General features: G+C 39.0%; 17 protein-coding genes and 1 tRNA gene. 7 read left to right on the top strand and 11 right to left on the bottom strand.

Annotated features, from left to right (window positions below; genetic code table 11):
* The first annotated feature begins 184 nt into the window (after positions 1–184).
* From BUA72_RS21280 to BUA72_RS21270, 3 genes are all read left to right on the top strand, one after another.
* On the top strand, positions 185–2,377 hold the full coding sequence (locus BUA72_RS21280) for a peptidase domain-containing ABC transporter (RefSeq protein WP_072925008.1): 2,193 nt from the start codon (positions 185–187) through the stop codon (positions 2,375–2,377).
* 65 nt (positions 2,378–2,442) lie between these two features.
* The gene (locus BUA72_RS21275; RefSeq protein ID WP_081987471.1) at positions 2,443–2,637 is read left to right on the top strand and encodes a bacteriocin-like protein; all 195 of its coding nucleotides are present in this window, start codon (positions 2,443–2,445) and stop codon (positions 2,635–2,637) included.
* Between the two features lie 44 nt (positions 2,638–2,681).
* A complete protein-coding gene (locus BUA72_RS21270; RefSeq protein ID WP_047454526.1) occupies positions 2,682–3,980 on the top strand; it encodes an HlyD family secretion protein in 1,299 nt (432 codons plus the stop codon).
* A 75-nt stretch (positions 3,981–4,055) separates the two neighbouring features.
* Here BUA72_RS21270 and BUA72_RS21265 read toward each other — a convergent pair whose 3' ends face one another.
* From BUA72_RS21265 to greA, 11 genes are all read right to left on the bottom strand, one after another.
* The gene (locus tag BUA72_RS21265; RefSeq protein WP_072925006.1) at positions 4,056–5,429 is read right to left on the bottom strand and encodes a hypothetical protein; all 1,374 of its coding nucleotides are present in this window, start codon (positions 5,427–5,429) and stop codon (positions 4,056–4,058) included.
* Complete coding sequence (locus BUA72_RS21260) at positions 5,426–7,159, bottom strand: hypothetical protein (protein WP_072925005.1); 1,734 nt, start codon at positions 7,157–7,159, stop codon at positions 5,426–5,428. The genes BUA72_RS21265 and BUA72_RS21260 overlap by 4 nt, the downstream gene beginning before the upstream one ends.
* A 403-nt stretch (positions 7,160–7,562) precedes the next feature.
* Entirely contained in the window at positions 7,563–8,330 is a 768-nt protein-coding gene (locus tag BUA72_RS21255; protein ID WP_139259660.1) for a DUF2182 domain-containing protein, read from the bottom strand.
* Entirely contained in the window at positions 8,327–9,844 is a 1,518-nt protein-coding gene (locus BUA72_RS21250) for a tyrosinase family protein (RefSeq protein ID WP_072925002.1), read from the bottom strand. The genes BUA72_RS21255 and BUA72_RS21250 overlap by 4 nt, the downstream gene beginning before the upstream one ends.
* A 329-nt stretch (positions 9,845–10,173) precedes the next feature.
* Positions 10,174–10,247, bottom strand: a tRNA-Met gene (locus BUA72_RS21245).
* A 44-nt stretch (positions 10,248–10,291) separates the two neighbouring features.
* Positions 10,292–11,584: a peroxiredoxin family protein gene (locus tag BUA72_RS21240; protein ID WP_072925000.1), complete on the bottom strand. Its 1,293-nt coding sequence runs from the start codon at positions 11,582–11,584 to the stop codon at positions 10,292–10,294.
* A 61-nt stretch (positions 11,585–11,645) separates the two neighbouring features.
* Positions 11,646–11,867: a hypothetical protein gene (locus BUA72_RS21235; protein WP_047454519.1), complete on the bottom strand. Its 222-nt coding sequence runs from the start codon at positions 11,865–11,867 to the stop codon at positions 11,646–11,648.
* 5 nt (positions 11,868–11,872) lie between these two features.
* Positions 11,873–13,807, bottom strand: coding sequence for a T9SS type A sorting domain-containing protein (locus BUA72_RS21230; protein WP_083544264.1), 1,935 nt, complete (start codon positions 13,805–13,807; stop codon positions 11,873–11,875).
* A gap of 75 nt (positions 13,808–13,882) precedes the next feature.
* Positions 13,883–15,070, bottom strand: coding sequence for an ATP-dependent Clp protease ATP-binding subunit ClpX (clpX, locus tag BUA72_RS21225; RefSeq protein WP_047454515.1), 1,188 nt, complete (start codon positions 15,068–15,070; stop codon positions 13,883–13,885).
* A gap of 58 nt (positions 15,071–15,128) precedes the next feature.
* Positions 15,129–15,515: an HIT family protein gene (locus tag BUA72_RS21220; RefSeq protein WP_047454514.1), complete on the bottom strand. Its 387-nt coding sequence runs from the start codon at positions 15,513–15,515 to the stop codon at positions 15,129–15,131.
* A 56-nt stretch (positions 15,516–15,571) separates the two neighbouring features.
* Positions 15,572–16,042: a transcription elongation factor GreA gene (gene greA, locus BUA72_RS21215; protein ID WP_047454511.1), complete on the bottom strand. Its 471-nt coding sequence runs from the start codon at positions 16,040–16,042 to the stop codon at positions 15,572–15,574.
* A 109-nt stretch (positions 16,043–16,151) separates the two neighbouring features.
* Here greA and BUA72_RS21210 point away from each other — a divergent pair, with 109 nt between their 5' ends.
* The 4 genes from BUA72_RS21210 (at position 16,152) to BUA72_RS21195 (ending at position 20,124) form a co-directional block, all read left to right on the top strand.
* Positions 16,152–16,607 carry a hypothetical protein gene (locus BUA72_RS21210; protein ID WP_047454509.1) on the top strand — a complete coding sequence of 152 codons (456 nt, stop codon included), beginning with the start codon at positions 16,152–16,154 and terminating at the stop codon, positions 16,605–16,607.
* Position 16,608: 1 nt separating this feature from the next.
* A complete protein-coding gene (dtd, locus tag BUA72_RS21205; protein WP_047454507.1) occupies positions 16,609–17,058 on the top strand; it encodes a D-aminoacyl-tRNA deacylase in 450 nt (149 codons plus the stop codon).
* Positions 17,059–17,142: 84 nt separating this feature from the next.
* Complete coding sequence (locus BUA72_RS21200; protein WP_139259659.1) at positions 17,143–18,249, top strand: serine hydrolase domain-containing protein; 1,107 nt, start codon at positions 17,143–17,145, stop codon at positions 18,247–18,249.
* Positions 18,250–18,471: 222 nt separating this feature from the next.
* Positions 18,472–20,124, top strand: a complete 1,653-nt coding sequence (locus tag BUA72_RS21195; RefSeq protein ID WP_072924997.1) for a S8 family peptidase — start codon at positions 18,472–18,474, stop codon at positions 20,122–20,124.
* Positions 20,125–20,203: the final 79 nt, after the last annotated feature.

Here is a 20,203-nt window from a genome sequence, read left to right as displayed (position 1 = left end):
TAGGAATAAGTTAAAAAAAAGCAAGGGAAGCATTATCCTCTCCCAGCTATTAATGATCCTTTAATTTGTATCGATGTATACAATAATGGTGCATGATATAAATGAACGATATAAATTTGAATATTAATTTGAATAAGTAAAAATGTCGTCATATTTTGGCGACATTTTATAATGAATATCAATTTTGAAGAAATTTCCCTTTTATAAACAGCCGGATGCTAAAGACTGCGGCCCTACCTGCCTTAGAATAGTAAGTAAATATTACGGCAGAAGTATTTCCCTGCAGCAGATCCGTACCCTTTCTGAAACTACACGTGAAGGAAGCAGCCTTTTAGGCCTTAGCGACGCATCTGAAAACTTAGGATTCCGTTCCCTTGGAGTCCAGATCGATTTTAATACCCTTGCAGAAGAAGTACCTTTCCCCTGCATTGTACACTGGAACAAGAACCACTTCGTTGTTGTCTACAAAATTGATAAAAATAACAAAGTCTATATTTCAGATCCCAGTTATGGGCTGATCACCTATTCCCGTGATGAATTCATCAAATTATGGATCGGGGAAAATGCCAACGAAAATACGGAAGAAGGAATTGCCCTTATTCTTGAAACTACGCCGGCATTTTTTCAGACTGAGTTTGATACGGAAGAAAGTAAGGCTAGTTTCTCTTTCTTATCCAAATACCTGCTTAAGTACAAGTCTCTTGTTATTCAGCTTGCGGTAGGTCTTTTGGCGGGAAGTTTACTCTCCCTTATTTTTCCTTTCCTTACGCAGAGTATTGTTGACGTCGGGATACAGAATCAGGATCTCAACTTTATTTATGTGGTCCTTCTTGCCCAGATCATGTTGTTCCTGGGAAGGATGGGAATTGAAGTCATCCGAAGCTGGATTCTTCTTCACTTGTCTGCAAGGATTAATATCTCCATCATTTCGGATTTCTTTATCAAGCTGATGAAGCTTCCGATAAGCTTTTTCGACACGAGAATGACGGGAGATATTATGCAAAGGATTAATGACCACCATAGAATTGAGCAGTTATTGACGAGTTCTTCGTTAAATACCCTTTTCTCTTTGGTGAACCTTATTATCTTCAGTATTGTTCTTCTGTTTTATGATTACAGACTGTTTGTCGTTTATCTGATAGGCGCAGGTCTTTACATCGGATGGATCAGCTTTTTCCTTAGTAAAAGAAAGGAACTGGATTACAAAAGATTCTCTCAGGTTTCACAGGAACAGAGTAAGGTAATCGAACTTATCAACGGGATGCAGGAAATTAAAATGCATAACGCAGAGAAGCAGAAACGTTGGGACTGGGAATTCCTTCAGGTTAAATTATTTAAAATCAGAATCAAATCCCTGTCCCTGGAACAGTGGCAGTCGGTAGGAGGAAATTTCATCAACCAGATGAAAGATATTCTGGTCAGTTTCCTTTCAGCCAAACTTGTATTGGAAGGAAATCTTACTTTAGGGATGATGCTTTCGGTGCAGTATATCATCGGGCAGCTGAACAGTCCATTGTTACAGCTTATCGATTTTATCAAGCAGACTCAGGATGCTAAAATTTCCCTTGAAAGATTGGGTGAGATTCACGATAAAGAAGACGAAGAAGACAAAAATGAGCAGTATGCAGGAGAAATTCCGCAGAAAGACATTGAAGTCAGCAATATATCATTCAGGTATATCGGGTCAGATGTTCCCGTATTTGAAGATCTCAGCCTGACGATACCTTATCAGAAAACAACAGCTATTGTTGGGGCCAGCGGAAGTGGAAAGACTACGCTTTTAAAACTTCTGATGAAATTTTACGAACCTACAGCAGGAGATATCAGACTTGGAAGCACACAGCTGAAAAGTATTTCCCCGAGATTCTGGAGAGATCATTGCGGCGTAGTGATGCAGGAAGGATATGTATTTAATGATACCATCGCCAATAATATCGCGGTAGGAGAAGACCACGTAGATAAGCAGAAATTACGACGTGCTGTAGAAATTGCCAACATCAAAGATTTCATTGAAAGCCTTCCGTTAAGCTATAATACAAAGATCGGAAATGAAGGTGTAGGCGTGAGTGGTGGTCAAAAGCAAAGGCTTTTCATTGCCAGAGCCGTTTACAAATCTCCTGAATTTATCTTTTTCGATGAAGCTACTTCTGCTTTGGATGCCAATAATGAAAAAGTGATCATGGAAAATCTTGAACAGTTCTTTAAAGGCAAAACGGCTATCGTAATTGCTCACAGACTTTCAACCGTAAAACATGCCGACAAAATTATCGTTCTGGATAAAGGTCAGGTAGTAGAGGAAGGTAATCATGCCGATCTGGTGGCTTTAAAAGGAGAATACTACAGACTGGTAAAAAATCAACTTGAATTAGGAAGCTAATACCCATAAAAAAGCGCATTCCGAAAAGCTTATAGAGTAGGAAAAAAACTAAGCAACTTTTAATTATGAAAAATCTGAAAAAACTGTCGAGAAAAGAATTAATTTCTATTGACGGAGGAGCAATACTCCCTGGTACAAATTGCTGCGGATCTTGGTGTAACGGAAGCTGGGTTCCATGCAGAATCAAGCATTTTGAGTGTCCACCGGATTCAGATACCAATCCTCCATCAGACTATGACGGAAACTGTCCATTTGCTTAAATTATATTCCCTCTGAAACATGGGGGAAATTTTATCTCAGAAACATGAAAGAAGATATTTTAGACAATATTGAACTCCGCTCAGAGAGTGTTCAGGACATTCTCACCCAGCCTCCACATTGGATGATACGCTGGGGAAACAGCGTTATATTAATTATACTCCTGCTTATCCTTGGGATGAGCTACATCATTAAGTATCCGGAATTTGTTGCTGCTCCGGTTATGGTAACATCACAAAATCCTCCTGAAAAAATAGAGGCCAGAATGAACGCGAAAATTGAAAAGATTTTCATCAAAGATCATCAGGAAGTAAAGAAAAATGATGTACTGATGGTCATGCAGTCCACGGCCAATTATAAAGACGTTTTGGAACTGAAAAAGCTGGTAGATTCTATTTCTCCCCAACAACTGCAGAGTTTCCCTATTGCAGTAACTTCAAGATTCAAACTTGGTGAACTGCAGGGAGATTACAACAGTTTCGCAAAAGCTTTTCAGGATGAAGAACTCTTCACAAGACTTCAGCCTTATGCGCCGGAAAATATAGCGGCCAACCAAAGCATCTCAGAATACAGGGTAAGAATCGCTACTTTAAGACAACAGAAAAGTCTGGAATTAGCGAAATATGAATTATCAAAGAAAAGCTATCAGAGATCTCAGGAACTATTCACCCAGGGAGTCATTGCTTCCGTAGAACTTGAAAATGAAAAAATAAAATTCCTTCAGGCTCAGCAGAACCTTGAAAACCTTAATATTTCCATTTCTCAGATGGATGAAGGAATTTCCAATCTGAATAAAACGAAAAGCGGAACAGCCATTAACACAGAAAAAGACAAGATCACCTATTCTTCTCAGACTTTACAGCTTTTTGAACAGCTTCGTAAATCTTTAAAACAGTGGGAACAGAATTATCTTGTCATCTCTTCTACAGATGGAATGGCCAGTTTTCAGCAGTTTTTCGGGGAAAATCAGTTTGTGAAAATGTCAGAACCCATTGTTTCCATCCTTCCTACCAATAAGGAAAAGCTGGTGGGAAGAATGTCCGTTCCTACCGTTAATTCAGGAAAGGTCATGACGGGTCAGAAAGTGTTGATTAAACTTGACAACTACCGTTTCCAGGAATATGGTATTGTGGAAGGAAAAGTTCAGAATATTTCTCTTATTCCCGATGATAAAGGAAACTATTATGTAGATATCACCCTTCCGAAAGGATTAAAGACCAGCTACAACAAAAAGCTTCCTTTTGACAAAGAACTCAGAGGAAATGCTGAGATCGTAACACAGGATCTTCGTCTTATCGAAAGATTCTTCTATCAGATCAGAAAATTATTGGGGTACCAGACTTAATACCCTTTAAAATAATACAAACAATAAAACCGCAGCCTACAAAGACTGCGGTTTTATTGTTATGAATGAGTACGATTAATTTCCGGGCTTAACCTTTAAAAATATAAAACTGTAATCTGTAGGATATTTTTGGTCTCCAACCGATGCATTTTTATGACAGTCCATACACTGTTTCTCCTGGATATAAGTCTCCATAGTGACATTGGCTATATTCTTAGGAGTAATCCCACCGGTCATCAGAGGAGCTTTCTTATTGTTATCTTTATCCTTCACCGGATTTTCCGGCCACTGCACATTCACCAGCTGATAATATTGCCATACAGATTTAGGGTTACTTGCCTTAATCATATTCTGGATCTGCTTATTCAGCTGCTGTATTTCCGGCGAAATGGCATTGTCTGCAATACGAACCACCTGAACCGGTTTGTTTAAACTGTCTTTTCCGGGAACCGGAGACTGGTTTGGCTTGTCCTTGCTTTTAGGATCATAAAAACAATACTTCACGGACGGATCAATCTGTCCATCTGTTGGCGCATTGTTCACGTGCTCAAAAGTCATCCAGGTAAATTGGGGAGACTGATTGGTTTTTCTGATGATATGAAGACCCACCAATCCTAAATATTTCTGTAAATATTTTCCATAAATCGGCTTATTGTTCTTATCAAAACCTTTAATCTCCGGAACCATCGCCATGGATATTTTGTAAAAATTCTTCAGCGATTCCAGCTGATCTTCCGGAATGATTCGCCATGCCGCTTTGATCTCAATAGATTCCATCGGAAACCAAACCCCTTGATTTTGGGCAGCAAACGCACTTAAGCTTCCATAATTATAAAGTTTATTATCACGCACAAAATCACTTTCAATAGTATTCATCCGGATTTCGTACCAAACGATATTCCCGCTTTGATCGGTCAGCCATGCTCCTTTAGCCTGCATGATCTCGTCTACATTTCCTCCAAGCATTGCTCTCAGCTTAGGTTTCGGAAGACTTGCATTGATATCCGTAAATTTATTGATCTCATTGATGTACTTCATATACCCGTTTTTGCTTCTAAGATTCCATTGTGCAGGTGGTTTGGCAGCAAATACATCATCAATACTTAGGTAGCTTTCCCATACCGTAGGTTTGTAGTCTCCGGGCATCCCGTAATCAGCGGCAACCGCAGCAGTATCAGGAACTCCCCTTTGGTCTGAAGCCAACCAGTTCAATGCAAGAAAATTTTTCCAGGCAAAACAGTTCATTACATTTTGAGAACTATTTACACAACTGGAATCTGCCGGCAGCTGATACGTTACCGAGGGAGGATCACAAAAGGCACCACAGTCGAAGTCTGCCATCTTTTGAGAAAAGCCAACTCTGGAGTTTAATTTTTTGTCCTTTTTTCCGGATTCACATGAAATTGAAATTAAACTCAATAGAAAAAAGGAAAATAATAGTGTTCTCATTTCAGTATTTTTTGAACCTGTTTGATTTGCTGATCAGAAAGTAAGGTCTGGTTTGGCGTAATATTCAGTTTTGGAAGTGAACCCGGTGCCACTACTTCAAGAACTCCTGAAACCGTATATTTTGGATCTGAAGTATTATTGTACAGCGCAAGCGGCTTTTCTCCCAACGAGGCAGCAGCATGAACAGTAATATCGATCATGAACAGTTGATTATCATTTCCCAGATCCTGATAATCGGTCACAGATACACTGATTCCAGGACCAAAATCAAAACCTGTTTCCTTGTTGGCATCACTGGCCAGCACAGCAATTCCGCTTGTAGTGGTTCCTGCTTCAATCTGGGTAATGCATGAGGTTAAATTAGAAAAAGTATTCAGTTTGTTGTAAAGACTCGCCTGAAGCAGATTATTATCCAGAAGATACTGTACGCTTGGAAGCGTAACATCCGGATCTCCTACCGGCGGGTATTCCTGAGGCTTATCGCTACCTCCAGGAATTCCTGTTCCTGCAAGCTGAACTTTAAAAACATCCGCAATCTGTGAGCCCCATTTTAAAGGTTGGCCCTGTACTTTAATATCACTTAGTTTAAATTGAGCTCCAGCCGGAACTTCAAATCTTGAATGAAGAATCATATTAAAAGGATAAAAATCAGTTCCCGGATTGGTAGCTGTTCCTCTGATAATTTTATAACAGTCTTCAATAGTATACCCTTCCGCTGAATCAGGCATTGCAAACTGAGTAAAATCCGGCATCTGACCGTACAGTGCGATTGGGTTGGTCAATGATATTTTAAGCTTTTTATTATAAACCAGTGCATTTACATTCTGTCCGATACGGGGATCACTGTTTCTGTAGATCTGTCCGTACTGTGCGGCACAAATCAGTGTATTGGCATCGGTAATCACTTTTCCTCCAACCACTCTTAAAATAGTGGCTGCTGCTCCAAGATAAATCTCTGCACCTAAAGAATTGGGCGGACTGGTAAGATGTACCGCTCCTCCTCCTTCTGCTGTAGCCGATGAACCGTTGTTCCATTTATTAATCGGATTATAGGCAGGCAGTCCTGTTTCTCTTACTATTACAGGATTCCCATTTTCATCCAAAAGATAGAGATCTTCCTTCTGTACATTGGGATTATTAAGAATTTCCTGATACAACGAAACCACCATATCCTGAGAAACTTTCCACATATGGAACCAGTATTCCGGGTTTTCGTGGGTAAAATTGACAGCGATAATATCTCCGTTGGTATCTCTTGTCACGCTCCATTCACAGTATTCATCCTGCCATCCTCTGGGACCTGAAGGCCCGAATGCTTTTGTATCCGTATTCGTCGGATCACATGGATTTTTAGGAACCACCAGTTGTGTACCATATTTCTCAGTGAATGCCTTCGGACCGATATCGGCAAGTTCATGCAACTTGTCCTGGGCTTCATTAGGAAAAACCTTAGTAAATAAACTGGTAAAATAATGGTTGATCCTGTTCGGGAAAGCTCCCCACTGGATTGGGACTGTATTATTTTTATTTGGAGTAACTGGTGTTACAAGAGGATTATAGTACCAGCTTCTGGGATGGTCATAGCTGCTTGACCATGGATTTCCCATCTGTGAATTAATGGTACAGTATTTTACGTAATTGCTCCAGGCATTTTCAATCTGATTTCTCAGATCCGGCTGGTCTTTAAAATCTTTGTCAGCCTGATAGGCCGGGGTGTCAAATTGTTTCATGGTTTTAGTTTTTAATGGTATGTGATTTTAAGAATTTGAAGTAAATGCGGTAAGAATGTTCATTCTCCCATACATCAGCACCGAAAGTGCAGTGAACATCCTATTTCAAAAAAAGCACCACCAGAAAATAATTTCTACTGATGCTCACGTGAAAAGTAAATTATGATACTCAAAGCTAGAAATTATCCTTTGAAATTCTTTACGTATTTCTACGCAAATTTATTTTTCAAAGTTTACACCTATAGTCAAAAGCCTTTTAATAAAGAAAGAATATAAAACTAAAAAATCCCTTCAATGGGAAATTCATGTTAAGTCACAAAAAAACCGCACTCCTCAGTGCGGTTTTCTCACCCTTATTTTACATAAGTCCGGTGAAGTAGAATATAGTAGAAAACAAAAGTATTCAGTTGAATTTCAATCTATTTTTCATGTTAAGTCTGGTCTGTGCAATCATAACACGGAGCAGCTTCAGACGAAAACTGAAATGCCATCCCGGAGATCTCGGATGTTCCATATGTTCGCTGATCATGATGAAAGTAACGACAATCATCGCCAGATTATGTCCGGAAGGCAGCAACATCGGGAAAAGCATCAGTGCCCATCCTGCTCCCACACACCAAACTCCGTGCATAATTCCAAACATAAATGCATCCCGATCTGCTTCGGAACCGAACGCAGCAAGTGCAACGTGATCATGTCCACGGTTCAGACATTTTTGCTTGATCGGAGAAAACTGCCATATTACTGCAATGATTCCAACGCCCAATGCAGGAATGTAAGAATTCGGTAAGAGCAGATTCAGCCCTACAATGATTGCATTCATAAAAAAGCCCATAACGATCCATACTGCGGTATATCCTAATATGAAAAGTAAGGCAGACCAAAACCTGCGGCTTTTGAAACTGCGGTCATAAATATACTGAACCGGCGTAATCAGTTTTGGCAGCATCATCGCCAATACCATCAGGGTCCAGCCGATCATCAGATCAGAGACCGGATTCATCTGAAGCATCATCTGAAGTGAAGCCTTTGATGGTCCTTCAAGGGTAACATGACAATGCTTTACAGTCATAATCCCGCCGGGATTAAACAGCAGAATTATCCAAAAGAAAGTACTTACCGCCAGAATCGTTATACTTATTGAATAACGGATCCTTTTCGAGGCTTTCACAGTTTTTGCTCTTCACGATAGATGCTTACGCGGCCTACCGTAATTTTTTCATCAGAAGGAATCACATTATCCGGCAGGATCGTTACATCCAGAGAATTAATATCAAGCTGATTATTGATAAACAGGTTGTCGATAATGTCTGTAATATTAAGAATAAAGGTAAGTCCTGTCCCGCCATTGTGTCCGTCTTTATCGGAAGCATTACGCAACCCGAAAAGAGAAACATGTCCTGCCAGCTGATGGTTCACAGAAACGTTAAGAATATTCGCATCTCTCGTTCCTTTCACATTTTCCAGCTGAAGATAGACCTGATCCGGTAAATTGGATACAGAGGCTTTCATCAGACTGTTGGGTACATTCTTCCAGGAACTGCTTTCTAATGTAACGGTAGTTTTCGCTCCTGATCCGTCTATCTGAACCTGTCCGCTATTAGCCCCTACAAGTTCTGAATTGTCTCCTAAGTCCATATCTTGTTCTTGTAAATTTTCTGTTTCTACAGATTGTGCTCCTAATTTAGTCAATCTTTGGGAAAGCGTTTTCTCTACTAATGGAGCCGTTGTTGGTTCAAGATCATCATACGTATAATCAAGCTTAGCTAAGCTGGTCATTTCTGCAGGCGTATACACCCAGGCTTTATTATCCGGTAAAGGCATGATGAATTCTCTTTCGCCGTAAAGCGCAGGTCCTCCTAACCACAGCGGATTAATGGGATTACTATTCTTTACATTCCATGCAGCCCACATTCTGTCGATATTACAGTGGTGAAGATAGAAGATAGGATCAAGTCCTGCAGAATCAGGATCAGACATTATTCCGTCATTTCCTCCTACCTGTACATGCACGAGATTATGTGGATTACTCTCAAGGTTACCACTGGTGGCTCCGTCGTGTGAAAATTTGGTTTCCGGTCCGCCATACCCTGGCTTTGAAGTTGCAGAATTGCTTCCTGTATAAATGGTATTTCCCTGACAGGCTTCTGAAAGCGGTGGAATCACCACATAAACGTTTCCATCACTTTTAGGACCGTATCTCGCGGTTACATATAAAGGATTCGGAGTTTTCCCGTCAGGAAGGGTTTTCTCTGTAAATGCCGGAGGTATTTTGTACTGGTCCCCAGATCCCAGATAATTCCAGTATGGAAGCGCCCAGTCTGCCGGACCTCCTAAGCTGATTACTGCCTGGCGGATCTGTTCTTCAAGAGCAATAAGATACCCACGGTGCCATGGTGCAAAATACCAGCTCTGGTGCTGGCACTGATTCCAGTATTTATTCATTGTATCTGTATCCGGAAGCGGGCTTGTCGGAATATTTGGAGGTCCGGGAATAACATTCCAGTTCGGAAATGTACTTCCTCCCATTTGCTCACCGTGCATCGCTGCAAAAAACCACCAGCTGTTTTCGTCATTTAAAGCACGGGACTGCATCACCCCTACTGCTTTTGCATACCACAAAAGATCCGGGTTATCAAAAGTACCATCATACTCCCACGCATTTTTTCTTGTAAACTTTGCCATAGAATTAGTTTTTAGTTTTTCTGGTTATCAATTTTTTATCAAACATTGCTGCTCTATACAAGCAGGTTTTATGTTAACCACAAATCTAAACACATGGCAGGAAAACGGATTACGTATAAATACGTAATTTATCTCTTATTAGTGAAATTAAAGAAATGTTTAAGGAGAATGGAAAGTCAAATTTAAGGTAGAATATGCTATGAGAAAAAGAATAGATAAGTCACGTAAAACTTATCGTAAGGAATTTTTAATTCAGGATTTTAAAATAAGTAACGATGAATCATTAAAATAAAAGAGGGAAAGTAAATCTATTACTTTCCCTCTTATTGTAGCGAAGACGGGAATTGAACCCGTGACCTCAGGGTTATGAATCCTGCGCTCTAACCAACTGAGCTACCTCGCCGTTTTGGTGGTGCAAATATAGAAAATATTTGTTTACCACCAAAATTATTTTAACTTAAAATATTCCAAAACATCACCTACGTGGTCTGGTTTATTGATTATCTTATTGTTAGCATCTAAAATAAAATACGTCGGAGTTGCATGAACATTGTACGTATCTACGTAAGTACTGTTCCATCCTCTTAATTCAGAGTCATTGATCCATGGAAATGCAGCGATCTTCTGAGTATAGGTATTCTTATCCGTATCTAAAGACAGCCCGACAACCTGAATGTTTTTCGCTTTTAAATCATTGTATTTTGCTAAAAGCTGTGGTAATTCACTTTCACAGTGAGAACATGTAGAAGACCAGAAAATAATGACTTTCTTATCTGCTTTCACGTCATACAGTGACTTTGCAGAGGTATTCGTTGCTGACTGGAATTTCACATTAGGAAATGAAGCTCCCATTTCCACATTCGCATTGGATTTTAAAGTGGTGGCAAGTCTGTCGGTAATAGTACATTTAAGGTTTTTTGCAAGGGTCAGATACTTGGTTTTAAACTCTTCCATATCATAAGCATCAAAGATGTCGATAAGCTCAGATAAAACAGTCTGCCCTCTTGGAGTTTCTACCTTTAAACGGTCTAAAAGTGTATCCACTGAAGCTCCGACATTCGTATTTCCTCCGGAGTTAAGATATGATACCAAAACAGGTCTTAAAAGTGACGACGACTCAAGCATATCATTAGACTTATCCAGGAAGTTGACAATCTCGTCCTGAGTTACCTTTTTCGCGGGATCTGCGGAGTTAGACAGGAACTTAGCGGAATTGGTATTATAATAAGAAATAAAAGGATGTTTGGCAGCATCAACACCGGTACTGGTTCCGGAAAGTCTGTCTATTTCTGTTTTCAGAGCTTTTCCGAAATCGGTATTGTCTTTATAGTATTCTTTGATCTGTGCCAATGCAGGAAGAATAAGTTCTTTTTTCTGGGAACCTTCCTGCTGCTTGCTCATAATATCGTTCACTTCATCAAGATAAGCCACATCTTTGACCTTACCATTCTGAACATCCATTTTTATACTTATATTTTTATTCTCCGAAACAAAGCTTACCGCATTATTTGAAGCCGGAAAATACACTTTCATCATCCCCATATAATGGCCTGGATACTTGAAAGTCCATGAATTATTCTTATTCTGTTCTTTGGTAACGATGATATCTTTTGAGCCGTTTAATGTATATAGAATGGCATCCTGATCTTTAAATTCGGCAGGAGCCTGGACTGTAACCGTAAACTGAGCCTGCAGAGAAAATGCAGCTAATACTGCAGATAATATATATATCTTTTTCATAGAGTAAAAATAAAAAAACTCTCCGATTAATCAGAGAGTTTAATGTTATTTTAATAAAATTTTAGGCTTTTACGCTTTTTAATTTCTTTGTATAGAATATAATTAGTGCAATGGCAACTACAGACAGCAGATAAACATACATGTCGATAGGTGATGCTGCAGCTCCCGGTCCTACTACTCCGGTACCACCTCCTCCCGGAACTGGTGGAACTTCATCATCGGCCTTGACCAGAAATGTTCCGAATAAGAAAAGAGCGATTACTAGTTTATTAATAGTTTTCATAATATTTATTTTAAGATTTTAGTGTTAACGGTTTCTCCTTTATCAGAGACAATTTTTACAACATAAGAATTTTTAACAGCGCCGTTAAGCTCAATTACAAAATCCCTAGCTGCATCAACTGCCTTTTTAGAGATAACCAGTTTTCCGCTCATATCATAAACTTCAATATCTGCTTTTTTCCAGTTTGGATCAAATCTAACAATGTAGTTGGTAATTTCCGGATTGTATACCACCATTGTTCTTGAAGGAACATTACTAGTATCTTTTGTCCCTAATACTACATTATTTGGATCACCATAATATAAATCATAAGATGCAACAGCGTTAGGTGCAATACCTCCCTGAGTTGCCTGCTGTACAGTACCGTTGGATGCTTTATAGTAGAAGCCGATACCTGCAGACAGTAAGTGTGTTCCTGTTGGAACCAACTCTCCGTTTTCTCTTATTTCGAACTTGTAAGATTTAACTTTATCAGTCTTATAATTTACAAGTTTAACATTTTTTCCTTTAAAGTTGTTTTCATTGGCTTCATTGATATATAGCCAATATTGTGCTGTATAGTTTGAATCATAACCCCCATTTAAAGCTTCTTCAAATGTACCGATCATGTTTTCAGTTGTAGCTGTAGCCTGAACCGTAGTTGCTATTGAAGTCTGGTGACCTGTAGTAGCATTAGGTGAAACTACATAATACGTTCTTGCCAATTCATTTCCGTTAGCATCTAAACCAATTACTCCAAGCTGTTTTACAGTTCCTTCATTGCTTTTTACACCATTTTTCGCAGCAGTAACGCTGTAATCAGTGGCTGCAGCTCTTACCGTTTGATTAAATCTTCTAAGGGTGTTGAAGTTTAATGTCTGTGGATCGGAAGTTCTTAATTTCAGTACGAAAGTCTGCATTGGTTTGATGATCATACCGATATCTCCAACAGGAACTCCTCCAGGAGTAGTATAAGTCTGAATCAATGCTCCGGAACTGTAGGCGTTTCCTTGAGATCCTACTGAGACAGTTCCCGGGTCGTACCTTACTCCCCAAAGATTAGGAATATTGTTATTATCAGTAGTTCCTCCGTTTTCAACATATCCAATTTTTGATAAATCAAGATTTGTTAAGAATGGATTTCCAAACTGATAAATATTCTTACCGTAAGTATTCGCCCATGGCGTTACCGATACTTCGAACTGATCCTGAAGATAGGTGTTGTATCTTTCATTGTAGCCATTAAGAGCATTTCCTCCCGGGCCGAAAGTAACATTTCCTCCATTTTGAAGAGGTACATTACTAGCCAATGTTGTATAAGGACGACCGTTAACGGTATGAAGTGCGCTACTTGTATCCAGATTATTATTGGCAGATCCCAACATATAATATCCGGTAGCATCACTTGTAGGAGTAGTCAGATCTGTAAAATCGGCAACCGCTGCAGTGTTGTTCACTTTCAGGATTTCGTTTTTACTTCTTCTTACTGTTCCAAAGGTTTTACCAAGTTCAGTGGATAATGTGTTTAAGGCTTTACCTGAGAAAGGCATTGCTACCTGCTGATAAAAATCCCCATTACCATGTTTCTTGGTTCTGAATTCTTTACTTACGATACCAGTAACCTGTGCCTGGCTTAAACCATCAACATATAACTGTCCGTAAGTAGATGCGTCGTCGGTATTTCCGGGAGTGTTAAGTCTTAAAATAATATTTCCACCATCGGTTTTATCTCCACCGCCAGTGTCTATTGTTTTAAAAGCATCTCCGGTTGTACCTACAACCATAACGTTTCCGTGCACATCCAAAAGGCCATTACCTCGTGTCTGCACACCTCCACCACTATAAACAAGGGTGCCTTCGCTCACATACATATTAGCATTAGTGTCAACGTGACATAGTACCTGCGCCTGAACAGAGTAACTAATTGCTAAAAGACCTATAGCAAATAAACTTTTTCTCATTGTATAAATTATTTGTGTGTTAATACAATCTTCACCCGCAAAGGTAAGATTTTTTTTTAAAGAAAAAAAAATATTTTATTTATTAACAAAAATATTATCCTCCGTTAATATGATTTCTTTCTCCTCTCCTATTGAAAACATATAGTCCTCCAGAACTTTTTCAGTGGTTCCTCTTAAGCCTCTGGCTCCCAATCCTTTTTCAATGGTTTCTTCTACTATCTTTTCGACAGCGCCGTCTGTAAATACCAAATTCGTGCCATCCATTTTGAACAGTTCTATAAACTGATTGATGATCGAATTTTTGGGTTCTTTCATGATTCTTACCATGGTCTCTTTATCCAGTTTATCCAGGTAAGTAATGATTGGGAATCTACCTAAAAGTTCAGGAATTAATCCGAAAGTACGAAGGTCAATAGCATTGATATTGGTCAATACATATTTTTCTTCGTCCGTATTATTTATTTTTTCAGAACTGAAACCAATGGCCTGCTTGTTCATTCTTCTTTCGATGATATCTTTGATTCCGTCAAAAGCTCCACCGGCAATAAACAGGATGTTCTGAGTATTCACCTGGATGTATTTCTGATCCGGGTGCTTTCTTCCTCCCTGAGGCGGAACATTGACGATACTTCCTTCCAGAAGTTTCAGCAATCCTTGTTGCACTCCTTCTCCGGAAACATCTCTTGTAATGCTTGGATTGTCAGATTTTCTTGCAATTTTATCGATCTCATCAATAAATACAATTCCTTTTTCTGCCTTTTCCACATCATAATCAGCCACCATCAGAAGTCTTGAAAGGATACTTTCCACATCTTCTCCCACATAACCTGCTTCTGTAAGAATGGTAGCATCTACGATACAGAAAGGAACGTTCAGCTCTCTTGCAATGGTTTTTGCCAGAAGAGTTTTTCCTGTACCGGTTTCGCCTATCATGATGATATTTGATTTTTCCAGTTCTACTTCCCTGTTCTCATCCTGAGCGTGAAGCAGTCTTTTATAATGATTGTATACCGCGATCGAAAGCTGCTTTTTTGCCTGATCTTGCCCAATAACATATTGGTTAAGGAATTCTTTGATCTCTTTCGGTTTTTTAAGTTCGTCTATACTTTCTGCCGGAGAAGTCCCCGTTTTAGAAACGCTGTCTTTTACTATAACGTGCGCCTGTTCGATGCAGTTTTCACAAATAAAGCCGCTCTGCCCTGAAATAAGCATCTGTACTTCATTTCTTTTTCTGCCGCAGAAAGAACATTGGTTTGAATTCATACTATATAATAAGGTTAAAGAAAATCGTAAAAAATTTCTTTTTTACGATTTTATGCTTTTAAGAAATAATTGAGTTTTGAATCTCTTTATATTCTTCGTCTGTTAGTTTCAGTCTTTCATTTTTGAAGTTCATGTCCTCCACTTTGTTTAAGGGAATGAGGTGGATGTGGGCATGAGGAACTTCAAGTCCTACTACAGCTACACCCACTCTCACGCAGGGTACTGCATTTTTAATCTTTTTGGCGACTTGCTGGGCAAATCCCCAAAGGTTTTTATATTCTTCACTGTCCAGATCAAAAATAAGATCCACTTCTTTCTTGGGAACTACCAGTGTATGTCCTTTCACTAAAGGCATTGCATCCAGAAACGCGATAAAGTGATCATTCTCGGCAATGGTATAAGAGGGAATATCGCCATTAATGATTTTTGTGAATATACTGCTCATAAGGTAGAAGTTAGAGGTTAGATTTTAGAAATTTGATTCCGGATATCGTACTTAGATTATAGGGAAATATCTAATACTTCGAAAGAAAGTTTGTTTCCGTTGGGTAATGTAATATCAGCTGTCTCACCGATTACTTTTCCAAGCAATCCTTTTGCAATAGGTGTATTTACAGAAATTCTTCCTGTTTTAAGGTCGCTTTCATTATCCGGCACCAATGTAAACACCTGCTCCTGATTGGTCACATTGTTTTTAAGTTTTACAGTAGTAAGGATGGAAACCTTTGAAGTATCTAATTGACTTTCATCTATGATCTTGGAAGTTGCGATAATATCTTTCAGCTTGGAAATTCTCATTTCAAGCATTCCCTGAGCCTCTTTAGCCGCATCATATTCAGCATTTTCAGACAAATCTCCTTTGTCTCTTGCTTCTGCGATCTGCATGGTAATTTTTGGTCTTTCCACAGTTTCTAACTGTTCCAGCTCAGCTTTCATTTTCTCTTGTCCCTCCTTTGTTACATAGCTTGCCATAATTTTCAAAATTTAGGTTTGGTATAAAAAAATAATCCGACATTTGCCGGACAATGTATTACGTGTTATATCGTTTAACTTTTACAAATATATAAAAATTTAAATTGAAATGAAAAAAACTTTTTCAATCCTTTCTATTTTAACGATACTGATTTTCAGTATTTTAACTATAAACTCATGCGGAAGCAGAGAAGACACGGTAAGCTGTTTTCCCAGCAACCCTATCAATGTAACTTTAAATCTGAACCTGCCTGCTTATTACAATCTGACTTATGACGGAGGCTGGATTTACGTAAACGAGCAACAGTCCGGTACAAGAGGACTGATCATAGTGCGTGTGGGAGAAAACTTTAAAGTTTATGACAGGAATGCCCCACATCTGTGCCCTGACAGCAATACAACCCTTGAAGTAAAAGACAACATCAGCATTCTATGTCCTAAGGATAACACCAAATGGATCCTCAGAACAGGCGAGCCGCAGTCTGGTTCACCCACTTCTCTTCCGCCTAAAACCTATCTTAACAATTATGACCCAGCTACTAAGAATTTAAATATTTATTACTAAAATGAAGATCGTTATACAGAGAGTTTCGGAGGCCAGTGTAAAAGTAGACGGAAAAATTGTCGGGGAAATAGGAAAAGGATTGATGCTGCTGACAGGAATTGATGAAAATGATGAAAAAGCAGATGCAGACTGGCTGGTTCAGAAGATTTTAAACCTCAGGATATTTGGTGATGAAGATGACAAACTGAATCTTTCTGTTAAAGATATTTCAGGAGAAATTCTTTGTATCAGTCAATTCACTCTGATCGCAGACTATAAAAAAGGCAACCGTCCTTCTTTCATAAAAGCTGCAAAACCGGATAAAGCCATTCCTCTTTTTGATTATTTTAAAGAAGAAATTGCTAAATCAGGATTAAAAACCGAAAGCGGTATTTTTGGGGCAGACATGAAAGTTTCCCTTATCAATGACGGCCCGGTGACGATTGTCATGGATTCTATCACAAAAAACTGATCATTATTAACAATATAATCAAGCATTATCAACCTTAAGATTTGAAATAAAAACACCATATTCATGCATCTTCGTTTTAAATTAATGTCCGGACTTTTATTCACTCTCAGTATTCAAATGGTCTGTTTTGCTCAGAGCCGTGAAGATCTTTTAAAATCCAAACTTGATTCTGCGTTTTCAGAACTTTTCAAAGCAGACGAACCGGGTGGTGCTATTCTGATCCAGCAGGGAGATAAGGTTTTGTATGAAAATTCCTTCGGGCTGGCTGATCTGAAGACTAAGGAAAAATTCACAACAAAAACAGTTTCGAACCTTGGTTCTATTACTAAAACTTTTGTCTCCTATGGCATTCTGATGCTTCAGGACCGACACAAACTTTCAACAGATGACAACCTGCTAAAATTCTTTCCGGATTTTAAAAATAAAGATATTGCTTCTAAAATTAAGCTTCGCCATATTCTTACCCACAGTTCCGGGCTCCCGGATCTCAGACATGTGGAGAAAGACAGCATTTTTTATCTGACTGCGAAGGATGAGGAGAATTTCAGACCTCTAAAATCTGCCGACTCACTGGAATTTGAACCGGGAACAAAATTCAAATACTCGAATCCTGCTTACAACGGACTTGCGCTGGTGATTGAAAAAACAAGCAGCATGAAATGGCAGCGTTTTATCGGTGAGCATATTTTCAAACCTTCCGGAATGAAAAGCAGCCGTATTACAGACGGAAGCTATCCTGAAAAAAATGTAGCCCACGGTTATATTCTGAAAGATAAAGTATACACGGAATACGACTACGGTGAATGCCCTACTTTTGCTGCTGCCGGAAACGGAGGGGTCTGGAGCTCCATTGAAGATCTGAAAAAATACATTACAGCTATTAATCAATGTAAGTTTACCAACTGCGCTGTTATTGAAAACTCAAAAACACTCTACAAGCCGGAACAGTGGAATGGCAAAAAACCGGTTTACCATACCGGAACCTGGTTTGTTCACAAAGGTTTTTACGCCGATACTCAAACGGAAGAGAATGTAAACGTCATAGAGCACTCCGGTGATCAGGGAGGTTTTAAATCCCACCTCATCATGATTCCTGAAAAAAACATATCTATTGTCTGGCTGACTAACAATAATAAATTCATTACCGGTCATATCAGGAGACTTCTTCTTAAGATGAATTATATCAACTAAATTACCTCATCAATAGTTTATCATTAGCCGAGCATGCATATCAAATTTTTCGCTATTAATTTAATTTCACAAAAACGTGATTTAAATTAATTTTATTATCATTTATATAGATTATTCATTATAATTAACAACTATACAACAAAATTCATTTATTTCATTCTATTTTTCCATTTCTTGTGATATAAATTATATATTTGATTAACAACCATTTAATAAGATATTATGAGAACAGAAATTAGACTTTTCACATTATTTATTTTCGGCTTTATCCTTTCTTACGGCCAGAATCCATCGGAGAAAAACGATAAGCCCAACCCGAACATTTATGTATGTTTTTCAAAAAACATCGCTTCTGAAAAAGCAGCACTCGGAAATCCGGAACTGGCAGAATTTGTCAAAACCAACGGAATTTCGTTTGTCAATGATTTTGGTTTTAGTGATCGAAAACTTGACGAAATGATCAAAGACAGCAAAGCCAACGGTAACTCCGGTGAATCTGTTGAAAAACTGAGAAGGATATTCAAAGTCAATACTCCTTTACAAAACAATGAAGACGCTGAAAAGCTGGCGCGCACGCTTGAAAGATTCCCTGAAGTGGAATATGTTTCCGTGATGAGCAGCACGCCTATCGAACCTCCCTTCGTTAAAGCATTTGTAGCTACTCCGGATCTGGAAAGTCTTCAAACGTATCTGAACGACAATCCGGGAATTAATGCCAAATACGCATGGTCGAGAGGAATCACTGGACAGAATATCAGAATCCGTGATGTAGAATATGGCTTCTATAAAACTCACGAGATGCTTTCTAATCAAAATTCTATCCAACTGGAACCGGGATACAGTCCGAATGCAGGATTAGCCAACAATAATTACCGCGATCACGGAACGGCTGTGGTAAGTATTTTAGGCTCTGTAAAGGATAATATCGGTCTATCAGGAGCAGCTTACAGTGCTTCTCAAATCAAAGGCTATATGGAATGGACTACCGTGGGATACAACAGGGCTTCCGCGGTGAGCAGATCCATCAATGCATCGCAGGCCGGTGATATTATTCTGTATGAAATGCAGACCGGTGGGAAAGACGGCCAGTACTGCCCTGCAGAATACGACAGCGTGATCTGGGATTTAACAAAAGCAGCTACAGATTCAGGCATCATCATCATTGCGGCAGCAGGAAACGGAAATCAAAACCTTGATGATCCTTTTTATGCGGCATACAGAGCAAGAGGAAACAGCGGTGCTATCATTGTAGGAGCAGGTTCTCCAAATACAACCCATTCAAAACTAAGCTTCAGTACATTCGGAAACCGGGTGGATGTACAGGGTTGGGGAAGCAACGTTCTTGCAGCAGGATACGGATCTTACCAAAAATATGACAATGATAATAACAGAACTTACAATTATTTCAGCGGAACAAGCTCTGCCACTCCTGTGGTAGCTTCTGCAGCCACACTGATCCAGTCTTATTATTACCAGACTACAGGTCAGTATCTGACTCCGTCTGCTATGAAAAATCTGTTAATCTCTACGGGAATTCCTCAGGGTGGTACCGTTGTGAATCAAAAAATCGGTCCTTTTCCTAATGTGAAAAATGCCATCTTACAATTGGAAGGAAGTCTTAAAGCCAGCGTCAAAGCTCAAGCTCCTTTAGAAATTAAGATCTATCCTAATCCTGTGACCAGCTCTGTTGCCATTCACAGCAATGACGATAAAAAACTTGATTTCGAAATCATCAATATGCATGGAAGAACTGTTACAAAAGGTTCAGTTTCACCGGATGAAAAGATCAACACTTCAGATCTTCCTACCGGTCAGTATATCATCAATATTACTGAAGGACAGAGAAGAGTGGTTGAAAAATTCACCAAACTGTAATATCAAGACATTCATACCTATTTAATGAAAACAATGAGGTGATCCGGATTCGGATCGCCTCATTTTACTTTTAAAACTG

The sequence above is a fragment of the Chryseobacterium sp. OV279 genome (genome assembly GCF_900128945.1).
Lineage (GTDB): Bacteria > Bacteroidota > Bacteroidia > Flavobacteriales > Weeksellaceae > Chryseobacterium.
This window is presented reverse-complemented; position numbering and strand designations above follow the sequence as displayed.